The 22660-nt window shown below is 39.5% G+C and carries 21 protein-coding genes; 15 read left to right on the forward strand and 6 right to left on the reverse strand.

Annotated elements, in window-relative coordinates; all coding sequences use genetic code 11:
• Window positions 1–52 precede the first annotated feature (52 nt).
• Both DC498_RS05705 and DC498_RS05710 read right to left on the reverse strand, forming a co-directional pair.
• Window positions 53–1273: an MFS transporter gene (locus tag DC498_RS05705; protein WP_116873177.1), complete on the reverse strand. Its 1221-nt coding sequence runs from the start codon at window positions 1271–1273 to the stop codon at window positions 53–55.
• Window positions 1274–1297: 24 nt separating this feature from the next.
• Window positions 1298–1960, reverse strand: coding sequence for a FadR/GntR family transcriptional regulator (locus tag DC498_RS05710; protein WP_206197533.1), 663 nt, complete (start codon window positions 1958–1960; stop codon window positions 1298–1300).
• Window positions 1961–2536: 576 nt separating this feature from the next.
• Between DC498_RS05710 and DC498_RS05715 the strand changes: the two genes are divergently transcribed.
• Window positions 2537–4078 carry a YifB family Mg chelatase-like AAA ATPase gene (locus DC498_RS05715; RefSeq protein ID WP_116873179.1) on the forward strand — a complete coding sequence of 514 codons (1542 nt, stop codon included), beginning with the start codon at window positions 2537–2539 and terminating at the stop codon, window positions 4076–4078.
• 206 nt (window positions 4079–4284) lie between these two features.
• Here the strand turns inward: DC498_RS05715 and DC498_RS05720 are convergent, their stop codons facing one another.
• Complete coding sequence (locus DC498_RS05720) at window positions 4285–5142, reverse strand: transketolase (RefSeq protein WP_255415825.1); 858 nt, start codon at window positions 5140–5142, stop codon at window positions 4285–4287.
• A gap of 205 nt (window positions 5143–5347) precedes the next feature.
• Between DC498_RS05720 and DC498_RS05725 the strand changes: the two genes are divergently transcribed.
• From DC498_RS05725 to DC498_RS05775, 12 genes are all read left to right on the forward strand, one after another.
• Complete coding sequence (locus DC498_RS05725) at window positions 5348–6478, forward strand: glycosyltransferase family 4 protein (RefSeq protein ID WP_116873180.1); 1131 nt, start codon at window positions 5348–5350, stop codon at window positions 6476–6478.
• 66 nt (window positions 6479–6544) lie between these two features.
• Window positions 6545–7108, forward strand: coding sequence for a ribosome recycling factor (gene frr / locus DC498_RS05730; RefSeq protein WP_116873181.1), 564 nt, complete (start codon window positions 6545–6547; stop codon window positions 7106–7108).
• A 35-nt stretch (window positions 7109–7143) separates the two neighbouring features.
• Window positions 7144–7290, forward strand: coding sequence for a hypothetical protein (locus DC498_RS26510; protein WP_240627877.1), 147 nt, complete (start codon window positions 7144–7146; stop codon window positions 7288–7290).
• A gap of 11 nt (window positions 7291–7301) precedes the next feature.
• Window positions 7302–7898, forward strand: coding sequence for a PPK2 family polyphosphate kinase (locus tag DC498_RS05735; protein WP_240627878.1), 597 nt, complete (start codon window positions 7302–7304; stop codon window positions 7896–7898).
• A gap of 119 nt (window positions 7899–8017) precedes the next feature.
• Window positions 8018–8386, forward strand: a complete 369-nt coding sequence (gene mscL, locus DC498_RS05740; RefSeq protein ID WP_116873182.1) for a large conductance mechanosensitive channel protein MscL — start codon at window positions 8018–8020, stop codon at window positions 8384–8386.
• Window positions 8387–8499: 113 nt separating this feature from the next.
• Window positions 8500–9459, forward strand: coding sequence for a DUF3078 domain-containing protein (locus tag DC498_RS05745; protein ID WP_116873252.1), 960 nt, complete (start codon window positions 8500–8502; stop codon window positions 9457–9459).
• A 77-nt stretch (window positions 9460–9536) separates the two neighbouring features.
• The gene (locus DC498_RS05750) at window positions 9537–10325 is read left to right on the forward strand and encodes a segregation and condensation protein A (RefSeq protein WP_116873183.1); all 789 of its coding nucleotides are present in this window, start codon (window positions 9537–9539) and stop codon (window positions 10323–10325) included.
• Window positions 10326–10435: 110 nt separating this feature from the next.
• Window positions 10436–12370: a protein-disulfide reductase DsbD family protein gene (locus DC498_RS05755; protein WP_116873253.1), complete on the forward strand. Its 1935-nt coding sequence runs from the start codon at window positions 10436–10438 to the stop codon at window positions 12368–12370.
• A 38-nt stretch (window positions 12371–12408) separates the two neighbouring features.
• Window positions 12409–14016: a C1 family peptidase gene (locus tag DC498_RS05760; protein WP_116873184.1), complete on the forward strand. Its 1608-nt coding sequence runs from the start codon at window positions 12409–12411 to the stop codon at window positions 14014–14016.
• Between the two features lie 16 nt (window positions 14017–14032).
• Window positions 14033–14515 (forward strand): thioredoxin family protein, encoded by a 483-nt coding sequence (locus DC498_RS05765; RefSeq protein WP_116873185.1) that lies wholly within the window; start codon window positions 14033–14035, stop codon window positions 14513–14515.
• Window positions 14516–14530: 15 nt separating this feature from the next.
• Window positions 14531–15007, forward strand: a complete 477-nt coding sequence (locus DC498_RS05770) for a PaaI family thioesterase (RefSeq protein WP_116873186.1) — start codon at window positions 14531–14533, stop codon at window positions 15005–15007.
• Window positions 15008–15095: 88 nt separating this feature from the next.
• Window positions 15096–16958 carry a glycoside hydrolase family 13 protein gene (locus tag DC498_RS05775; RefSeq protein ID WP_116873187.1) on the forward strand — a complete coding sequence of 621 codons (1863 nt, stop codon included), beginning with the start codon at window positions 15096–15098 and terminating at the stop codon, window positions 16956–16958.
• A gap of 50 nt (window positions 16959–17008) precedes the next feature.
• Here DC498_RS05775 and DC498_RS05780 read toward each other — a convergent pair whose 3' ends face one another.
• Complete coding sequence (locus tag DC498_RS05780; RefSeq protein ID WP_165813762.1) at window positions 17009–17998, reverse strand: HTTM domain-containing protein; 990 nt, start codon at window positions 17996–17998, stop codon at window positions 17009–17011.
• Window positions 17999–18102: 104 nt separating this feature from the next.
• Window positions 18103–18594 (reverse strand): hypothetical protein, encoded by a 492-nt coding sequence (locus DC498_RS05785; protein ID WP_116873189.1) that lies wholly within the window; start codon window positions 18592–18594, stop codon window positions 18103–18105.
• A gap of 222 nt (window positions 18595–18816) precedes the next feature.
• On the opposite strand from DC498_RS05785, the gene priA reads away from it, so the two are divergent.
• Entirely contained in the window at window positions 18817–21309 is a 2493-nt protein-coding gene (gene priA / locus DC498_RS05790; RefSeq protein ID WP_116873190.1) for a replication restart helicase PriA, read from the forward strand.
• A gap of 8 nt (window positions 21310–21317) precedes the next feature.
• Window positions 21318–22049: an EcsC family protein gene (locus tag DC498_RS05795; protein WP_116873191.1), complete on the forward strand. Its 732-nt coding sequence runs from the start codon at window positions 21318–21320 to the stop codon at window positions 22047–22049.
• A gap of 4 nt (window positions 22050–22053) precedes the next feature.
• On the opposite strand, the gene DC498_RS05800 is transcribed toward DC498_RS05795, so the two are convergent.
• Window positions 22054–22344 (reverse strand): ATP-dependent Clp protease adaptor ClpS, encoded by a 291-nt coding sequence (locus DC498_RS05800; RefSeq protein ID WP_116873192.1) that lies wholly within the window; start codon window positions 22342–22344, stop codon window positions 22054–22056.
• Window positions 22345–22660: the final 316 nt, after the last annotated feature.

Raw genomic sequence — 22660 nt, forward strand, 5'->3', positions numbered from 1 at the left:
GGATATTACCTGATTTTTTGCTTTTAATAACTACACAAACGATTTCGCGGGATTAGGATGATGTTTTTCTTTTCTTTAAATCAGGAAGAAAAACAGTTATTATTCCCAATAATGGGAGGTAAGCACATAATTTAAATACATATTCCATGCTGGTATGATCTGCCAGCACACCCAGTAATGCAGATCCCAAACCTCCCATACCAAAAGCAAACCCGAAGAACAGCCCAGATACCATTCCAATTTTACCGGGCAATAATTCCTGCGCGTATACCAGTATGGCAGAAAAAGCAGAAGCGATGATAACGCCAATAATAGCTGCCAGCACACCTGTCCAGAAAAGATTAACATATGGCAATAGCAATGTAAAAGGCGCTGCGCCCAGTATAGATACCCATATGATTATTTTTCTGCCAAACCTGTCGCCTAAGGAGCCGCCTAACAATGTGCCGGCTGCAACAGCGCCTAAAAAAATAAACAGGTATAACTGGGATTGCTGAATGCTCACATGAAACTTATCAATAAGATAAAAGGTAAAATAGCTGCTGAGGCTTGCCATGTAGAAATACTTGGAAAAAATGAGTATGAGCAGAATGACAATAGAGCTGATAATTTTTGTGTTGGATAATGCAGGAGCATGTTCGGCAGTAACCGTTTTTTTTGACATGTGCATATGTAAATGCGCTTTGTACCATGTGCCTACTTTTGATAAAATAAAAACACCGAGCAAGGCTGATAAGGTAAACCACATGATATGACTTTGCCCGAATGGCATTACAATAGCTGCCACCAGCAAAGGACCGATCGCGCTTCCGCCATTACCGCCTAATTGGAAAATGGATTGCGCCAATCCGCGTTTTCCGCCTGATGCGTAATAGGCTACTTTAGATGCTTCAGGGTGAAAGATAGAAGAACCGATGCCAATTAAACCTGCTGCTATCAATAATACACCAAAACCATGTGCGTAGGCAAGCAGTATTATACCAATCAATGAAAACACCATGCCTGCAACAAAAGAGTAGGGGCGTGGATTTTTATCAGTGTAATTGCCCACAAAAGGCTGAAGTATGGATGCCGTTACCTGGAATACAAAAGTGATTAGTCCAACCTGTGCAAAACTCAACTGGTAATTTTGCTTGAGCAGGGGATATACGGATTGAATGACAGATTGCATCATGTCGTTCAGGAAATGAGAAGTGCTTATCGCAAATAAAATGGTATAAAATGTTTTTTGAACCAGCGTATTTTGAGCGGGTATTGCTAATGTTTTTTCCATTGTGATCCTGTATTATCTGTCGGTTTAGTATTCAATTATTCTGGCAGAGGCATTCCATGCTTTTTTTGCTTCCTGCTGAATTATGCATTCCAGTAATTGTTCATGCAGGCGTTGTGTATCTTTAAAAATTTTGGTATCGGTATATAATTCGATAAACCATTTTTTTAAATGCGCGGACAACGACTGGTACAGTTCAGCCAAAATTTCATTTTTGGCAGCAGCAGCTATGGAAAGATGAAACGCGATATCTGCTTCCACGCAAGCTGCCAGGTCATTATTGTCAGCGGCAATGGATCGTTCGGTAAGATATTGCTTCATCTTTTTAATATCTGTTTTGGTTCTTTTGATGGCAGCTTTTTCTGCTATCTTCATTTCTATCAGTTTGCGCACTTCATCAAGCGCTTCATTATCTACCCGCTGCAGACGCTGTGAGAATGGTTCTTTAAGACTTTGCTTTTCTTCCACAAACATGCCTATGCCGTGCTGCACTCTTATCAATCCTGAGTTCACTAAAATTTTAACGGCTTCCCGCAAGGTAGACCGCCCGACACCATATACTTTGGTAAGCTCCGCTTCTGTGGGCAACTGGTCGTTGGGCCTGAGCTTATGCGCAAGAATTTCCTGCTTTATGCTGTTAGCAACCTCATCTGCCAGGCTGATCTTTACTATTTTTTTTGTATTCATCATGTCATCAGACAACTGTAAAAATAAGGGAAATTATGTAAGCTGTACAAATTGAAAAACTCTCTTGCGGATATATTCAATTTTTGTTTTTCCAGAATATATGAATAGGAAGTCCCCGATAGAATCGGATTGCGCAATATACTTCACAGGACACATTGCGAATTAATTTTGCTTTAAAGCAAACAATGTCAAAATAAAATAGCCCCGGACTGAGGGGCTATCTATTACATCTCCTCTTTAATCCATCTCCATAAAACAAGAATACTTAACATAGTATTCTTGTTGTCCATGAAGGTGTCAATTGACATACTTTTAGTTTTAATTTTTTAAAAATATGGTTGTGTAATTGGGGGTCGCCTCTAAGCGAAAGAGTTAGTCTCCGAAAAGGCTGAGTAATGAGGGAATCTTGAGGCTTCTGTGTAATGTTAGTAAGTCTAACCTTATCTAATAAAGTCAAGTTATAAATATTTCTTATTAAAGTAATGAAAAAGAAATTCACAGTTAACCTCAAAATATCAAAAAAAGATAATGTTATTTCCTTAATTTCATCTCTTACAATCACCGCTAACCTATACCTGCATGTTAGTTAAAACTTTTGGAAGTGCCGTTTACGGAGTAGAAGCCCTCACTATTACAATTGAAGTAAATGTTACCAGCGGACAAAAATTTTTTATGGTCGGGTTGCCCGATAATGCTGTTAAAGAAAGTGAACAGCGTATTGAAAGCACATTGAAGAGTATCGGCGGTTATATGCCCCGTACAAAAGTAATCGTTAATCTTGCTCCTGCCGATATACGCAAAACCGGAACCGCTTTTGATCTGCCTATAGCCCTGGGTATTATGGGCGCCAGTGAACAATTGCCTCATGCGGAAAGACTATCTGACTATGTTATTATGGGTGAACTAAGCCTGGATGGAAATGTGCAACCTATAAAAGGCGCATTACCTATTGCCATTACAGCACGCAAAGAAAAATTTAAAGGATTGATATTGCCCAAACAAAACTGCCGTGAAGCAGGAATGGTAAACAACCTCAATGTATATGGTGTGAGTCATATTGATGAGGTGATCAATTTTTTTAAGGATGAAGATTCACTGCAGCCTGTTCACATCAATACCAAAGAAGAATTTTACCAGTCGCAATATGAGTTTGAAATTGATTTCAGCGATGTAAAAGGGCAGGAGAATATTAAAAGGGCATTGGAAATAACCGCGGCCGGTGGACATAATGCTATACTGATAGGTCCGCCGGGTGCCGGTAAAACAATGCTTGCAAAACGCTTGCCTTCCATTTTGCCGCCACTTACTTTGCAGGAGGCTTTGGAAACAACCAAGATACATAGTGTGGCAGGCAAGCTGCCGGCAGATACTACATTGATATCACGCAGACCATTTAGGAGCCCGCACCATACGGTTAGTGATGCTGCATTGGTAGGAGGAGGCGGTGTTCCTCAACCCGGTGAAATTTCATTAGCGCATAACGGAGTATTATTTTTAGATGAATTGCCGGAGTTTAAACGAACAGTGCTGGAAGTAATGCGCCAGCCGATGGAAGAAAGAAAAGTGACGATTTCAAGAGCTAAGATGGCAATTGATTTTCCGGCAAGTTTTATGTTGATCGCTTCAATGAATCCCTGCCCGTGCGGTTTCTATAATCATCCCGAAAAAGAATGCAGTTGCGCACCGGGAGCCGTGCAGAAATACCTGAATAAAGTTTCCGGGCCTTTGCTGGACAGGATTGATCTGCATGTTGAGGTAACGCCTGTTGCATTTTCTGCCCTTGCTACACAAAAGCCGGGAGAAGATTCTTCAGTTATCCGGGAAAGAGTAATTAAAGCGAGGGAGATACAGGCAACCAGGTATACCCATACACCCGGTATTTATTGCAACGCCCAGATCAATAGTAAAATGCTAAAAGAGATTTGCGGTATTGACAGTGCAGGGCAACAATTGCTGAAAGCCGCTATGGATAAGCTTAATCTTTCGGCAAGAGCTTACGACCGCATATTAAAAGTAGCCAGAACTATTGCCGACTTATCCGCCAGTGAAAATATAAAAACTGAATTTCTGGCGGAAGCCATCCAATACCGCAGCCTCGACCGGGAAGGATGGGCGGGGTGAGGAGGAGATATTAGCAGTCAGGTATCAGCTTTCAGCAGTCAGCATCGAACCTGCAATGCACAGAACTAATACTATATCAAAAGTAAAATGTTGTGAGACGTTAAAACCCGTTTCACAACATTTCACGACAATATGCTTATATATTTGATTGACATTGACGCTTGCGAAAGCTGATACCTGATAGCCGACAGCCGAAAGCTGACTCCCTAATAATCCCCCAGCGTTTCCGGCAGTTGCTCCAGGGCTTTCTTTAATTGCTCATCATTAGGAGCAATACCATGCCATTCGTGGTGTCCTTCCATAAAGTCAACACCTTTACCCATAACAGAATGCATCATAATTCCGATAGGTTTTCCCTGTCCGGTAAGTGCTTTAGCTTCATTCATCGTGGCAATCAGCTCATCCATATCATTACCATTTGCCTGTAGCGTAACCCAGCCGAATGCTTCAAATTTCTGGCGGATATCGCCTAAAGACATTACCTGGTAAGTAGGTCCGTCAATTTGCTGACCATTCCAGTCAACCGTAGCAATAAGGTTATCTACCTTATGATGTGCGGCAAACATCATCGCTTCCCAGTTCTGCCCCTCGTCTAATTCACCATCACCATGCAAAGAATATACAAGACGGTCATCGTTATTTAATTTTTTTGCCAGGGCAGCGCCTATCGCCACACTCATACCCTGCCCAAGTGAGCCTGAAGCTACACGAATTCCGGGCAAATGCTCATGGGTAGCCGGATGCCCCTGTAATCTTGAGTTGAGCTTACGAAAGGTTGAAAGCTCCTGTACCGGAAAATAGCCTGCGCGGGCAAGTGTGGCATAAAAAACAGGTGAAATATGTCCATTTGAAAGAAAAAACAGGTCTTCTCCTTTGCCATCCATATTAAAAGCCGGGTCATGCTTCATTATTTTAAAGTACAAAGCGGTAAAAAAATCGGCACAACCTAATGAACCTCCCGGGTGGCCGCTTTGGCAGGCATGAACCATTCTTACTATATCTCTTCTTATCTGAGTAGCAATGTCTTTTAATTCTGGCATAATTGTTTCATTTAAATCTGCCAAAGCTAAAAATAAAGTTGTTTAATAGATCGGGGGAAGCGCTTTTTTTAAGGAAATATAATTGACTGCTCTTATAATAGATGAGCCACACGATTCGTTTAATATAAAGAGAAAACCCTTAGAGAATATCAAAAAAACACTTGATTTTAAGCTGGTTTACATAAGTTAATGAAATGTCATATTTTCGCACCTCTTAAATACCCTTTAAATGGAGCTTATACTATTGGGAACATTGTTGGCTTTTATTATAACCTATGCAGCTATACCTGTAATCATTAATGTGTCTACCATTAAAAAGTTGTATGATGTACCCAATGCAAGAAAGATCCATGTAACACCGGTTCCGTCCCTTGGCGGGCTGGGCATATTTGCTGGTTTTATCATTGCATGTCTTATCGCCATTCCTTTAGATTCAGCTCCTGCTTTTCAATACTTTTTCGCGGCAGCACTCATCACTTTTTTCCTGGGATTAAAGGATGATATCCTGATACTGACCCCAATGAAAAAGTTAATCGGCCAGGTTGTAACTGCTTTTGTGATCATTTATAAAGGAGGTATGGTTATTAAAAGCATGCATGGTTTTTTAGGTGTGTATGATTTACCTGAAGCTATTAGCCTTGCGCTTACTTATCTGACTGTTATTGTAATAATCAACTCATTTAATCTTATAGATGGGGTAGATGGTTTAGCCGCAGGGCTGGGCATATTTACCACACTTTGCTTTGGAACCTACTTCTATATTAATCAGCAGCCTCAATATGCCACATTAGCATTTGCTATGGCCGGAAGCTTATTGGCCTTCCTGATTTTTAACCGCTCACCTGCAAAAATTTTCATGGGCGATACCGGTTCTTTATTATTGGGGCTGATCAACGCTATTCTTGTTATTCATTTTATAGATGTTGCCGGCAACCCCGGAATGGTTATGTCATTCAAAGCTGCTCCGGCCATTGGCGTTGCAGTGTTAATTATTCCTTTGTTTGATACGTTGCGTGTTTTCTCCATCCGTATATTGAGCCGCCGTTCGCCATTCAGTCCCGACCGCAATCATATTCATCATATTCTGCTCGACAGAGGAATGAATCATAAAAATGTCAGTCTTACGCTGATTCTTGCTAATATTTTCTTTGTAGCGCTGGCATTTATGCTTCGCGATATTAATATCAACCTGCTTATTGGTATTTTGTTTGCCTGTGCATTTGGCGCATTTGCTGTTGCGTACTACTACCGAAAACCAATACTGGTGGTTACAGGCAGCACCGGCGATCTTATCCAGATAGAGCCTCATTCCAAAATATTACCGCTTACCAAGGCAAAAAAGGCAGCAGAACAGAACTAATCAACTATCTGTATTTAGTTTTTTAGCATCCCATTCATTAGATTTGCAGCCCATAAATCAATGCGTATGTCAGAAGAAGTATCGCTTGTTTTCGATGTTTGCGAAGACAGTATGAAGAAAGCTATCAGCCATTTGGAAGCGGAATTAGTAAAAATCAGGGCAGGAAGAGCAAATCCTCAAATGCTTGACGGGCTTGTGGTAGATTATTACGGAGCACCAACACCTATCAGCCAGGTGGGTAATATAACGGTAGCGGATGCACGCACTTTGACAATTCAGCCCTGGGAAAAAAACATGCTTCAGCCGATTGAGCGTTCTATTATAGCCGCTAATATTGGTGTTACTCCTCAAAATGACGGAGTTATTATTCGTATATTTTTACCCCCTCTTACAGAAGAACGCAGAAAGGAACTGGTTAAAAAAGTAAATGCCGAAGGAGAACATTCAAAAGTAGCCATAAGGAATATCCGGAGGGATAGTATTGAAGATATTAAGAAATTACAGAAGAACGGGCTGAGTGAGGATGTTGCTAAAGACGCTGAAAAAGATATTCAGCAGCTTACAGATAAATATACCGCGCTTATTGATAAGCATCTTACTGCCAAGGAAAAGGAAATGATGGCTGTATAATACAGCAATTATTACAAGCTTATAAAAGATCATATATGGCAATTAAGCTAAAAAAGATCAGCACCAAAGCTCCGGCAAAGTTTGATAAGGAAAAGGTGGAAATGAAGACGGCCGGTATGCTTTCGGAGCTCGATGATTTGCAGAATCTTTTATACGCAGAAGTAAACATGCTTTACTCATAGTGCTGCAGGGTATGGATGCCAGTGGAAAAGACGGTACTATCAGAGATGTATTCGGGAAACTAAATCCACAGGGTGTAACGGTAAAATCATTTAAAGTACCTACTGCAGAAGAATTATCCCACGATTTTTTGTGGAGGGTGCACAGCAATGCTCCCGCCAAAGGAATGATACAGGTGTTTAACCGATCGCATTACGAAGATATACTGGTAACCCGGGTGCATAAATGGTGTGATGATAAAACGGCAAAGAAGCGGATGAGCGCGATCAATGATTTTGAAAAACTACTTACTGAACACGCCAATACACATATCCTTAAATTTTATTTGCATATTTCTCCCGGAGAACAGGAGCAGCGCCTGCAGGAAAGAACACAAGACCCCAAAAAAATGTGGAAGTATAACAAAAATGATCTTGCAGAAGCAAAGTTCTGGAAGACATATGTGAAAATGTATGAAGATTGTTTTGCAGCCTGCAATAAAATACCCTGGCATATTATTCCTGCTGATCAAAACTGGTATAAAGAATACCTCATCACCAAGTATGTATATAACCTTTTAAAAAGGCTTAACATGAAATATCCGGTATTATCATCTTCCGCATCAAAGTAATTTTCCCTTAAATTTATCGTGTATTAATTGTTAATAAATCCTGAGTATTGAAAGATTAGCATATTTGTTCATTTGTATATTTGACACTTCAAATATTTAAAACACTAAAATTAAATTTTATGGGCTTTTTTAAAGAGTTTAAAGAGTTTGCCATGAAGGGCAACATAGTTGACCTGGCCGTTGCCGTGATTATTGGTGGCGCCTTTGGTAAAATCGTTACAGCACTTACTGATACGATCATAATGCCTATTATAAGTTTGGTGGTTGGCAAAGGAGGAGTATCTGATATTAAGTTTACTGTTGGGCAAACAACATTCCCGATAGGAGGGTTTTTACAGGCAATTATTGATTTTATATTAATCGCATTGGTTTTATTTATTATTATAAGATCAATGAATTCCGTTATGAAGAAAACCCCACCTGCACCTGCAGAACCATCTTCTACAGATAAATTATTGATGGAGATCCGCGACGAATTAAAAAAATAATTTTCGCCGGCAACCATCTGGCATAATTTTAAGTCTTGCCTATGCGTAGAGCGATTTAATACTAAAGTCGCTCTATGTATATTTTTATTTTTTATTGCGCAAAATTTTTAGCTATGAAGAAAATGTTATGGGGCATGTTCCTATGCTCCGCTGTATTAGTAAGTGTAAACCTTAATGCACAGGATGCAACAGTAAAAGAAATGAAAGACGCATCTGGCAAGACAATTACAAAAGATCCTAATGATACTATTCCGCAGGTTTGGAAAAAAGGCGGCTTAATAAGCGTTAATATAAACCAGGGAGCACTCAGCAACTGGGCTGCAGGTGGTGATAAATCTTCACTTTCCATAGCATCGCTTATTAACCTGTATGCTTTTTATAAAAAAGACAAACACATATGGGATAATACGCTTGATCTTGCGTATGGCCTGGTAAATACTACCAGTTTAGGAACACGTAAATCAGACGACAGGATTGATTTTCTTTCTAAATATGGTTACCAGATCAGCCCTAAAAACTGGTATGTAGGCGCATTGTTTAATTTCAGAACACAATTCTCCAAAGGATATACTTACCCGGAAGATAAAGCAAAAGTGCAAACGTCTAATTTCCTTGCTCCTGCTTATATTTTGTTATCGCCCAATATTACTTATCAGCCTTCAGACAATTTTTCTGTATCTCTTTCACCTGTTACAGCAAGGTGGACTATCGTAGCAGATGATTCATTGTCTTCTGTAGGTGCCTTTGGTGTTGATCCGGGAAAGAAAATAAAAACCGAATTTGGTGCATTTGCTTCTGTGGGATATAAAACAAAACTAAGCGAAACCGCCTCTTACCAGGGCCGGTTGGATTTATTTTCCAATTATCTTCAAAAGCCTCAAAACATTGACTTATACCTGACTAATATATTATTGGTAAAAGTAACCAAACTGATCACCGTAAGCCTCTCACTTGATATAATATATGATGATGATGTGAAAACGGTAGACAAAGACGGCGTGACTCCGCGTGGTCCCAAGCCTCAGTTAAAAGAAATGATGGGAATAGGTTTGGCATACAGGTTTAAAAATTAATCTTGTTTCATACATTTGTTGCGTCCTGCATTGTTTTTATTAAACGATGCAGGACGTAAACTTTTTAAAAGTATAATGTGAATACAGAATCTTACCAGATTAAGTTACCGCAGTTTGAAGGCCCTTTTGATTTGCTGCTGTTTTTTATAGAGCGTGATGAACTGGATATTTATGATATACAGATCACCAAGATCATTAATGATTTTTTGGCGTATATGCATAATGCGGAAGAAACAAATATTGAGTTGAGCAGTGAATTTATACTGTTTGTATCAACATTGATGCGCATTAAAGCAAAAATGTTATTGCCACGTAAAGAGCTGGATGCACAGGGCAATGAAATTGACCCCCGTCAGGAATTGATTGATAAGATTCTCGAATATAAACGCTTTAAAGAAGTGTCGGCTAAAATGGCAGAGATGGAAGCCATACGGATGCTGATGGTAAAACGCGGTAATATTCAGAAAGAAATAATGCAGGTGGGTGAAGAAGCCGGTGAAGGGACCGAAATCCAGACCATTACCATGTTCAAGCTGATGAAAGCTTTTGAAAAGGTAATGCAGCGCCTGTACGAACGCAATAATAAACCGCAGCACGTTGTATACAAATACAACTATACCATGGAGAGCAGCAGGGAATATATGCTTGATATGGTGCTTCGCGAAAAAACGGTAACATTCGAAAAGATTTTTGATGTATGCGAAAACCGTATTCATGCTATTTTTCTTTTTCTTTCTATGCTTGAATTAATACAGCAGAAATACATGCATATTATAACAGGTGAGGGGCGGAATAATTTTATTGTGGAATGGAATGAAAACAGGGAAGAAGAGGCTGAAGCTGTTGAGAACCCGGTTGAAGAATAAAACCCGCTGTCAGAATTTACATTTATTTTCACGCAATCTGTGCCGCAACGCACATAAGCCTGAGAAAACTATCCGTATTTTTACAAATGCATACTTTCTATTTCTGGTATATGAAAAGATTTGTACACGGATTGATATTTCTTCTTCTTCCTTTATTTACCCTTGCACAAAGCGAATATTTGCACTGGGAAGTAAAAGCAGGCAAAGTAAACGACAGCTCCTATAATATTCTCACGGAAATAAATATACAGCCTGGCTGGCATGTATATGCGGAAACGGATGCGGAAACAGGTATTGATGCTTTACAGTTAGTTTGGGATAATGAAAATATTATTCCCGACGGAATAGCATCATTCAGCACTACTTCTTCACAGGTTACAGATCCTGTATTTGATAATAAAAAATTCTCCGTATTTCTGCCGGGTAAATTGATGCTTACCCAAAAAATAATTATTAAGGGAACAGTACCGGCGTCTCTTAAAGTACAATTAAAAGGTTTTGCAGCGAGCAGCACAGCATTTTTACCAATAGATGAAGCGCCTAAAGCCGTTGCTTTTGAAGGAGGGATAGAACAATCTTCAAAGGATGAGATTAAACTTAGCACTATTGATTTGAAAAATCCTGCTGAACCCTGCGGCAATGCGCATACCACCGGCAAAAGTATATGGATCGTTTTTCTTTTAGGATTAGGCGGTGGCTTAATAGCATTACTTACACCATGTGTGTTTCCTATGATACCTGTTACGGTTTCATTTTTCACCAATCGTGCAGCTAATAAAAACCAGGCAGTGAAAAATGGTATGCTCTATGGCTTTTTCATTTTTCTTATTTATGTGTTAGCAAGCCTGCCTTTTCATTTGATTGGAAACGTTCAGCCTGAAATATTTAATAATATTTCTACCAATGCCTGGCTGAATATTTTCTTTTTTATAGTATTTATCATCTTCGCTATTTCTTTCTTCGGGTATTTTGAAATTACACTGCCGTCAGGTATTGCAGGAAAAGTAGATTCAAAAAGTGGCTTAAGCAGTGTAAGCGGTATCTTTTTTATGGCGCTTACGCTGGTGATTGTTTCATTTTCCTGCACGGGCGTTATTTTAGGAACATTGTTAGTGGGAACAGCTTCAGACGGTGCATGGTCGCTTACCGCAGGAATGGCAGGTTTTGGTACAGCACTGGCGTTGCCCTTCGCGCTGTTTGCCATCTTTCCCAACTGGTTAAAGTCATTACCCAAAAGCGGAGGCTGGTTAGATACGGTAAAAAAAGTACTGGCATTTGTTGAGCTGGCATTAGCGTTTAAATTTCTTTCCAACGCCGATCTTGTAGAACATTGGGGATTATTAAAACGCGAAGTATTTATAGGCATATGGTTACTTATAACGCTTGGTCTTGCTGCTTATCTTTTTGGCTGGCTAAGGTTACCGCACGATTATAAAGGGCAAAAAATTTCTACGGGCAGAAAAGTATTGGGTATAGCTGCTTTCCTGTTTGCTTTATACCTTGGGCCAGGGTTAACCAATACTCCATATGCTAATCTCAAACTGCTGAGTGGCTTTCCACCACCTTTGAGTTATAGTATCTATCATAAAGACAAAGGAGTTGAGGCTGTTGTAATAAATGATTTTGATAAAGCCGTTCAACTTTCTAAAGCACAAAACAAACCTATATTAATTGACTTTACCGGCTGGGCATGTGTTAACTGCCGCAAGATGGAAGAACAGGTATGGACAGAACCTGAAATAGCATCGCTCATTAATGAAAAATTCATTCTTGTATCATTATATGTTGACGACAGGAAGAAGCTGCCTGCAAATGACCGGTTTACTTATAAACCAGCAGATGGTAAAGAGAAAGATATCATTACCGAAGGAGATAAGTGGGCTACTTTTCAATCAGAGAATTTCGCACAGGTAACGCAACCATTATACGCAGTTCTCAGTCCTGATGGAAAGCTTATGACCTACCCGGTTGGCTATACCCCTGATGTTAAGAAATACCAGGATTGGCTGAATTGCGGGTTAAAAGCTTACGATACAAATAAGTAAATTTCTCTTTACATTTAGGTTACTTAATACTTATAACTATGGCTATAAGAATGACCGATGATCAACCTGATCAGCCCGAACAATTTAATGATGGCGGTGGTGGACGAGGCGGCGGTGGTTTGCCAGGCGGCGGGGGAGGCGGCGGCTTGCTGGCTTTCATACCTTTATTGCTACGCATATTTGGTTTTAAAGGCATTCTTGTAATTGGCGCCCTGGCGCTTGGTGCATATTTTTTTATGGGGAAAGGAGGGTGCTCTGGTATCCTGAACCAGGTAGGGGATAACAGTGGCGCACTCTCCACCGGTGGTATACTGGATCCCAAACAATTTGGACGGGCCAGTATATACGAAGCGCTTGAAGCGGATGATGCTAAAAATCCGTTACCCGAGGTGGCTAACCTCCAGAAATTTGCGCCGTTAGTAGGCAACCAGGGCGAGCAGGGCAGTTGTGTAGCATGGAGCAGCGCATTTGGTGCAAGAACAATTCTTGAAGCTACCCGCACCGGTCAGGATCCGGATCAACTAAAATTCAGTCCGGCATTTTTATATAATCAGATTGGGTTAGATGGTTGCCAGGGCTCTTACATTATCCGCGCAATGGAGTATATGACCAAACAAGGCTCCGTGCCTTATGAATTATTTCCATATACCGACCAGAACTGTACCAGGCAACCGGATAACTCCATGATACAGCAGGCCGCCCAATATAAAATGCGGGGCTTTAACAGGTTGACCAAAGGCGACAATACGGAAGATTTAGATTTAAGAGCCATCAGGGAAAATCTTTCGCAGGGCGCACCTGTGGTAATAGGTATGATGGTTGGACAAAGCTATATGCAGAATATGCTGGGTAAAGATGTATGGATTCCTGAACCAGGCGATGCATCCATGATGGGCTTTGGCGGGCATGCACAGTGTGTTGTTGGTTATGATGATAAAAAATATGGCGGTTCATTCTTAATTATGAATAGCTGGGGACCTGAGTGGGGCAATAATGGCTTTGCATGGGTTCGCTATCCTGATTTTGTTACTTATGTTCGTGAAGCTTACGGGCTTGAGCCTATGGCAAAACCTAATACGGCTTTAGCCTGCGAAATTGGTTTGGTACAGGTGCGGTACGATGGAAAGAAAACGGTATCGGCAGGCTATATTCCGCTGAAAGCTACATCAGGAAATCGTTTTGAAGCTGTTTCGCCGGTGCGCCTGGGAACGAGATTTAAAATGGAGGTAAAGAATAATGCCGAATGCTATATTTATGTTTTCAGCAAGGAAACAGATGGCACAAGCTATGCCTTATTTCCATATCCTAATGCTGATGACCCTACTAAAACAAAGTATTCACCGTTTTGTGGCATTGCGGGATACAGGCTTTTTCCCAAAGACAAAAGTATGACGCCTGATAGCGTAGGCACTAAAGAAACAATGACGGTAATAGTGAGCAAGCAGCCGCTCGACTGGTATAATTTAAATAAAACCATCAGCCAGCAACCGCAAACAGATTATGGAACACGGGTTAATAATGCCATCAGATCTAATGCGGTTACGGGTGTACGTTATGAAAGCACATCAACTGGTACTATTAAATTTCAAACTGCTGCCACTGATAACCAGGTAGTGGCATGTATTGTAGATTTCAGTAAGCAGTAATAATATGAGAGTATTCATGCTTTGTTTAACAATATTTTTTTCCGGTACACTGTATGCGCAAAATAATGCAGCTAAACCTTTATTATATCGCCCGGAGGAAAATGCCGCGGCGTCAATAGAAAATGCTGTTAAAAAAGCAAACGCGGAAAATAAGCAGGTGTTCATCCAGGCTGGTGGTAACTGGTGCAGTTGGTGTATTGAATTTAACCGTTTTACACATGCTGATCCGCAGATTGACTCATTGCTGAAGGCTGATTACATAGTATATCACCTTAACTATAGTAAAGAAAATAAGAATGAAAAAATATTTGCACAATACCAATTTCCGCAACGCTTCGGCTTCCCGGTTTTTTTAATACTGAATGATAAAGGAGAGCTGATCCATACCCAGAATTCAGCCTACCTTGAAGCCGGCAAAAGCTATGATAAAGATAAGGTGCTTGCTTTTTTGAAAGATTGGAACCGTACCGCATTGAATGCAGATACGTATAAAAATTAATCCAACATCAGGCGTATGAATGCATTCATATCAATGGTTAAACATCCTGTTAAGTTCAGGTTATTTCTATTGTCAAAAATCCCGAGTGCTTTTTTCGCCGGGGTAAGAATAAAATCTATTACGGAAGATAAATGCGTGGTAATCGTACCGTACAAATGGTTTTCCACCAACCCTTTTAAGTCTACTTATTTTGCCTGCCTGGCCATGGCTGCTGAAATGAGTACCGGCGCATTAGCATTAGCGCATATTTATAAAAGAAAGCCTTCCGTATCTATGCTGATAGTTGATATGAGTGCTGAATATTATAAAAAAGCGACCAACATTACCACCTTTGTTTGTAAAGATGGTATTGCTATACGCGATGCTGTTGAAGAAGCTATAGCCGCTAACGGAACTAACAGTATTTCCATAAAATCAACAGGTACTAATGAAGCAGGGGAGTTGGTGGCTGAGTTTTCTTTTACATGGAGTTTTAAGGTGAGAAGCAAATAATGTTGAAAGTGAAGGATGGGAGGTGAGAGTGTGTAACCTGCAACCTGATTGCTAATTGCTGATAGCTGAGTACTATAAAATCACTGCTATGAAGAAATTATTGTTTTCTCTTTTATTTTTTACTGCATTAGCTGCATCGTCCCAGAATATAAAAGTATATCCCTCCAATTGGTGGGTTGGTATGAAAAATCCTACCCTGCAATTGCTCATACATTCGCAGGCAGATATCACAGATAGTATAGCCATTAATTACCCCGGTGTTATTGCAAACAAAATATTATTGCTTGAAAATAAACATTACGCTACTATAGATATCACTATTACACCGGATGCAAAACCGGGCATACTACAAATACAATTCATCAAAAAGAAAAAGGTCAACAACCGTGTATCATTTGAACTGTTTGCAAAAAACAACGATAATGGTAAAACAAGGGTGCGTGGTGTAAGATCAGAAGATCTGGTATACCTTATTATGCCCGATCGTTTTTCGAATGGAGATACAACTAATGATATAATAAAAAGTATGCGTGATGGTGTTTGCGACCGTGGCAATATGTATGCAAGGCACGGTGGCGATTTAAAAGGAATAGAAAGCCACCTGGATTATTTTACCGAGCTTGGCGTTACAAGCTTGTGGCTTACGCCGGTTATAGAAAATGATATGCCGCTTACTGATGAGGGTGGAACAAAACGCTCAACTTATCACGGTTATGCCTTTACTGATCATTACAATATCGACAAAAGATTTGGCGGCAATAAAGCATATAAAGAACTGGTTGACGCGATGCACAGCAAGGGGTTAAAGATTATACAGGATGCTGTATATAATCATGTTGGTGCGTCACACTGGTCTGCTATTGATCCACCAATGCATGATTGGTTTAATCAATGGCCCACCTACACACAAACTTCGTATAAAGATCAGCCTATGCTTGATCCATACGCCTCTGCTTTTGATAAGAAACTAAGCAACAAAGGTTGGTTTACCCGCTTTATGCCTGATCTCAACCAGGAAAATCCTGTCGTATCAAATTTTCTTATCCAGCATGCTATATGGTGTACAGAATTATTTGGGATTGATGGCTGGCGGGTTGATACGTATTTCTACAGCAATCCAGAATTTCTGAACCGTATTAATAATGCGCTTTTAACAGAGTTCCCTTCATTAACTGTTTTTGGTGAAGCCTGGGTACAAACTGTTACCAACAGCGCATATTTCTGCGAGAATAATATTGATGTGCCGTTTAAGCATAACCTGCAGGGCGTAACAGATTTCCCGCTATACTTTGCCATGCTGGATGGTGTAAATCAATCCTTCGGCTGGGCAGAAGGGGTAAATAAACTATATGCCACTTTGGTGCAGGATATATTGTACAAAGATCCATACCGCAATGCCATTTTTTTAGACAATCATGATCTCGACAGAATATATTCCGTAGTTGGGGAAGATGATAATAAATTAAAAACGGCTATAACATGGCTGCTTACATTGCGGGGTATTCCACAATTATATTACGGCACAGAAATACTGATGAAGAATTTCAAAAATCCATCAGATGCGAAAGTTCGGGAAGATTTCCCCGGTGGATGGAAAACAGATACAGTAAATAAATTTACAGCTGCAGGAAGAACCGAAAAAGAGAATGATATATTCAACTACATTAAAAAGCTTGCGTATTACCGGAAGAGCTCCTCTGCTTTAACCACCGGCAAGCTGATGCAGTTTGTTCCGGCAGATGGAGTGTATGTTTATTTCAGGTATGATGATAAGCAGACTGTTGCTGTTCTATCCAACACCAATAAACAAGCTGCATCAATAGATGCCACACGTTTTGAAGAAAGACTGGCAGGTTTTGAAAGTGCAAGGAATATTATAACCGGCGAAGAAATTCATTCCATGCTGTTCTCTGTTCCTGCAAATACTACCTGGGTGCTGGAATTACAGTAGGATAATGACCGGCGGTAAAGAAATCCGTAACTGAGCGTATGCTTATTACATTAGTGTGCCGGAAGTTTGAATCTTTTGAATAATTTGTCAATCATTAACTGCAACCGTTTACCCAAATGCTGGTATACCCAGTGCCAATCAATAAGTAAAAAGCATAATAGTTGAAAACTGAGAAAAGGAAGGTTCATCAGGAAGCCAATAGACCTGTGCATAATTATCGCACCAATAAGATAAATTACCCTGCTCCATCCTTCAAACAATAATAAAAATCCAAGCAACTCAAAAATTACGACACTTGCAGCAATGAACATCATAAGTTTTGGACTTGCGGCTAGAGCATTTCCGGTACTTCTCCAGAAAGGGCTTTGCTGCCGGTTTCCGTATGAATAACTATAAATTCCAAAACCATCTTTCCATTTTTCTTCTTCCTTAACGTTTGGCGGGCTGATAAACATTGGTTTTTCTCCCGGGGTAAAAGGGCTGGCGCTTCCATCAAGATAATAAGTAAGTGTTTGCCCATCTAACCATGCAAGTCCTCCCCACCGGATTTTTGAAAGCCCGGAAGTGAAATATGTGCATGCGGCAAGTATAAGAATAAGCTTGTATCCCCAAACATATTCGGGATTGCCTATCATCGCCTCGAGGAATGATGTATTACTATATTTTGCTTTATTCCTTTTCCAGGAAATAAACCGGTCAACAGAAAAATTACCTGTACCCGGTATGAATGTCATAACTAACAATACCAACCCGGTAAGTGTATATTCATGATCAAAAACACCCCTTGCGGCCTGTATATCGATAATGTATAACAACATTATGCTGAAAATAAAAACTGAAACTCTTGTAAAGATGCCCAGCATGGCAAAAAAACCAGCAGTATAAAATGCAATCACAAAAAGAGACAGATATTCTTTTTGTATTGGAAATGGAAGATGAAACAGTCCGATTAAAGTACTGGGAAGGTGTAATGCATCTCTAACCGGGTCAATAGAGACAAATACGTCCAGGAACCTGTAATTCCTGAATACCTGAAGCATACAGAGCGCAATTAGCAATAACCGGATTAAACCAATATTGGGATACCTGGATTTTGAAAAAAAATATCGTTCAAAAAAATTACTTTTTTGCTGACTTATTGTATTCACTTCCATGTGTGTATAAAATTATGATTGGTGATATCATAATAGCCTATAGTATGCTTTTGCTTAAATTCACCATTCCTGTTGTAATTATATACGTCCAAACGGATTTTGCTTGTAGTATCTTGGTTGTGAGACTGGAAATAAGCTGTAAAAAAACGACTCATTCTGTTTTCAAACATTTCCTTATTATCATTTTTTATATAGCCAAAAGGGGATATTTTTTCTACAGAAACATATACATTGTTAAAGAAGTATCTTTTTATAGCGATCTTAGAAAAAAAGCCACCATAACTGTCAGGATATATTTCCTGTTCAGAAGTATCCTTTACCAAAAAATATTTAAAATCGTAAAAGTTCGTTTCTTTTCCAATATAATGCCCAAACATAGGAGCCTGCGAAAAGGGAAATGATTCTCTTCCGATAATTATATAATAAAGTGACGGGATTACAAAGGCACTGATAACCAGTATTGCGTAAATTCTTGATTTCATAAAGCGTCCAGGGCGTTTCCTGTTCAGGAACAAATGTAAAATAATATAAATATTGAATGCCAGGTAATTTTGTTTCTTAATTTTGATCTGGTATTAATTGCCATCGATCAAAAAATCTTCATTCCTGAATGATTATACTGGTGGACAGTCTTCAAAAAATCAAATATTTTTTGAAGGTATTTTGTAAAAGCAAAACTTATTTTCTCCCTTATCTTTATTCTAATGGACGAAGGTTTATTTGATACTGGCGCATTAAGAAAAGCAACCGGTAATTTGTATGCAGATATAATATTACCGCTTGCCTTGCCGCATACGTTTACATGGGAGATACCGCCTCACCTGGCAGATAAAGCTAAACCCGGCTGCAGGGCCGAGGTTATTTTTGGCAGGAATAAAAAATACGCAGGTCTGATTAAAAATCTCCATCACAATAAACCACACGCTTTTGACCCGAAATTTATACTGAATATACTTGATGCAGACCCGGTGATATATCCCCAGCAACTGGAGTTGTGGAAATGGATAGCGGATTATTATATGTGCAGTGAGGGAGAAGTGATGGCCGCCGCTTTACCTTCTTATTTTAAGCTCAGCAGCGAAACAATACTTGTTTATAACGAGGAGTATGGAGATAATTTCTCTTATCTTGATGATGAAGAATATATTGTAGGCGAAGCATTATTGATTAAACGTGAGCTAAAGCTTACCGAAGTACAACAGCTTTTAGATTCATCACATGTGTATCCTGTGGTAAAAAGATTGATTGAAAAAAGGCTCTGTTTTGTTTGGGAGGCATTAAAGGAAGCGTACGTTCCTAAAAAGGAAACATATGTTATACTCAACCCGGAATATGGAGATGAAGCAAAGCTTGCTGAGCTTATGAATAACTGGAGCAGGGCTCCCAGGCAGTTAGAATTACTACTGGGCTACCTGCACTTTGCAAAAACAGAAGGGGAGGTTACGAAACCGGCACTCCTAAAAAAATCAGGAGCCAGTGATGCGCAGTTGAAAGGATTGGTTGATAAGAATGTATTGAGATTGGAAAGGAGAAATGTAGACCGGCTACAGTATTTGCCGCAGAATATTACTATTGATTTTGAGTTATCACCTGCACAACAGGAGGCGCTTAGCACTGTTGAACAAAGTTTTGCTGAAAAATCCGTTTGTTTATTGCATGGTGTTACCTCAAGCGGTAAAACAAGAATATATATCAAGCTTATTGAAAAATATATCAAAGCCGGGCAGCAGGTGTTGTTTTTATTGCCGGAAATTGCTTTAACATCACAGGTGATCCGCAGGCTGCAAAAACATTTTGGAGGTTATATCGGCATCTACCATAGTAAGTTTAGCCAGAATGAGCGCATTGAAATATGGAATAAAATCAAGAGCGGAGAACTGAAAGCTGTGTTAGGTGCCAGATCTTCTTTATTTCTCCCTTTTTCAAAGCTGGGCTTAATTATTATTGATGAAGAGCATGATGCATCATTCAAACAATATGATCCTGCTCCGCGTTATCATGCAAGAGACAGTGCCATATATTACGCAAGGCTATTCAATGCAAAAGTATTATTGGGTAGCGCATCTCCTTCAGTAGAAAGCTATTTTAATGCGGAACAGGGAAAGTATGGTTTAGCGGAGTTAACAGAAAGGTACGGCGGCGTTAAAATGCCGGAGATAGATATTATTGATATTAAACAGATACTGGTAAAAAGTAAAGAAAAGGTAATTATTTCTCCTCAGCTTAAAGCAGCTATTGAGTTAGCGATAGAACAAAACAAACAGGTAATATTATTTCAAAACAGGAGAGGATATTCTCCTTACCAGGTTTGTGCAACATGCGGATGGATTCCACAGTGCAAAAATTGTGATGTTAGCTTAACCTATCATAAGCTGAGCAATAAGCTGGTTTGTCATTATTGCGGTTCAACGTATCCTTATGTTACTGTTTGTGGTGCTTGCGGCAATCATCATTTTATACAAAGAAATTTTGGTACTGAAAAAATAGAGGAGCATCTCGACGAAATTTTTCCTAAAGTAAAAATAGCGAGAATGGATATTGACAGTGTGCGGGGAAAACATGCGCATGATAGTTTGATTCAGTTATTTGAACAGAGAAGAATTGATATCCTGGTTGGAACGCAGATGGTTGTTAAAGGGCTTGACTTTGAACATGTAAGCCTGGTGGGGATACTAGATGCGGATAGTATCTTAAACTTTGCCGACTTCAGGGTGAATGAAAGAGCATTTCAGCTGATGGAACAGGTGAGCGGCCGCGCAGGCAGAAAAGATACTACCGGTAAGGTACTGATACAGGTTGCTAATACCAAACACCCGGTCCTGCATTTTGTAAAGATGCACGATTATCATTCCTTTTTTGCCGCAGAAATTGAGGCGAGAAAAAACTTTTTTTATCCTCCCTATTCAAGAGTCATAAAAGTTGAATTCAGACATAAGCAAAAAGAAATTGTAACTGAAGCTTCATGGTTTTGGGGAAACCGGCTAAAACAGTCATTCGATAAATACATGGTTGGACCCGCAGAGCCGGTAATCAATCGTATACGCAACCAGTATATCATGGAAATATTATTGAAACTCCCTAAAGACGGAGCTTTGATATATCGATGCAAGGCAGCTATCCGTAATGCTACAGTTGAAGTACACCAGCATAAGCTGTTCAGGTCTGTAATAGTAGTACCGGATGTTGATGCATTGTAATAAAAGCTATGAGTAAGTATACCGCTCAAATTAGTGAAGTATTGAAAGACTGGAGGCATGATATGCTTCGCGATCCTTCATTATTCGATAAATTATCGAGGCGGGTACAAACAAGCATTAATAAGGTTATTCCCGAAAAAGTTCATCAGGCAATAACTGCTGCCATTAAGCAAATGGTCAGAGGTGTTTTGTTTGGGGCTGAATTTACAACAGGCAAATTCGATAAAAATATTTCACTGCAGGTAAGAGATGCACTTGCTAAAGAGAAAATAGATTTTTATAAAAAAACTGCGGCTGCAGAAGGCGGAATTACAGGCGCCGGAGGAATCTTATTAGGTCTTGCAGATTTTCCGCTGCTCCTCGGAATAAAAATGAAGCTGCTTTTTGAGCTTGCATCAGTATATGGCATTGATATAAAAAACTATAAAGAAAGAGTGTACATACTGTACATTTTTCAATTAGCCTTTTCAAGCCCGCAGCATAGAAGGAAGATATTTCTTCAAATGAATAATTGGGAGCAGTTTCAAAAAAATCTTCCGGAAGATATTCATGAATTTGACTGGAGAACTTTTCAGCAGGAATACAGGGATTATATTGATCTTGCAAAAATGGCCCAGCTTGTTCCTGTAATCGGCGCACCGGTAGGGGCAATTGTAAATTACAGGCTTATCAATAAATTGGGTAAAACCGCTATGAATGCTTACCGTTTGCGGGAAATAGAGAAAAGTTTAAAAAACTGAAGATTTATTGTGCCATTTCTTCAATTGTTGCCCCAATTCCTCTTTCTGTAATGGCATCACATTGAGGTTTTAAATCATCGTAATCACCGTGCTTAACAGCATATTTTCCCTTAAAATGAATAATATATGCACACTGTTCGGCTTGTTCATGACTGTGCCCGCACACTTCTTCAAGTGTTTCAATAACCCATTCAAAAGTGTTCACCTCATCATTCCAAACAATCAGTTGAAAAGGTTTAAGTACATCTATTTCAGTGTCTGTTTCCTGGTCCACTAAAGGCCTAACTGCTCCCATAACAAAAAATTTCCCTTCAAAAATAGGGCTTGATTTTCAATTGTAATAATGATGGCAGGGAAAATGCATTTTATGATTACTTATTTAAACAATTATTAAAAGTGTTATTGGCTATTAGCCGTAAGCTATCAGCCGTCAGATTCTAATATCTATTATCCGCTCCTTTTACCTTTCAATTTCAATCTTCAACTTTCAGCCTTTTGCCTTTTACCCCATCACTATGTTTTGGTATTTTTGCTGAGATTGTTTAAATTACATTATAATAATACTTTATATTATTCAGGTTATTAGACTGTAGGCATTTTGTAAGTTTTTG

Origin of the sequence: Terrimonas sp., assembly GCF_003075435.1 — a bacterium.
Lineage (GTDB): Bacteria > Bacteroidota > Bacteroidia > Chitinophagales > Chitinophagaceae > Agriterribacter.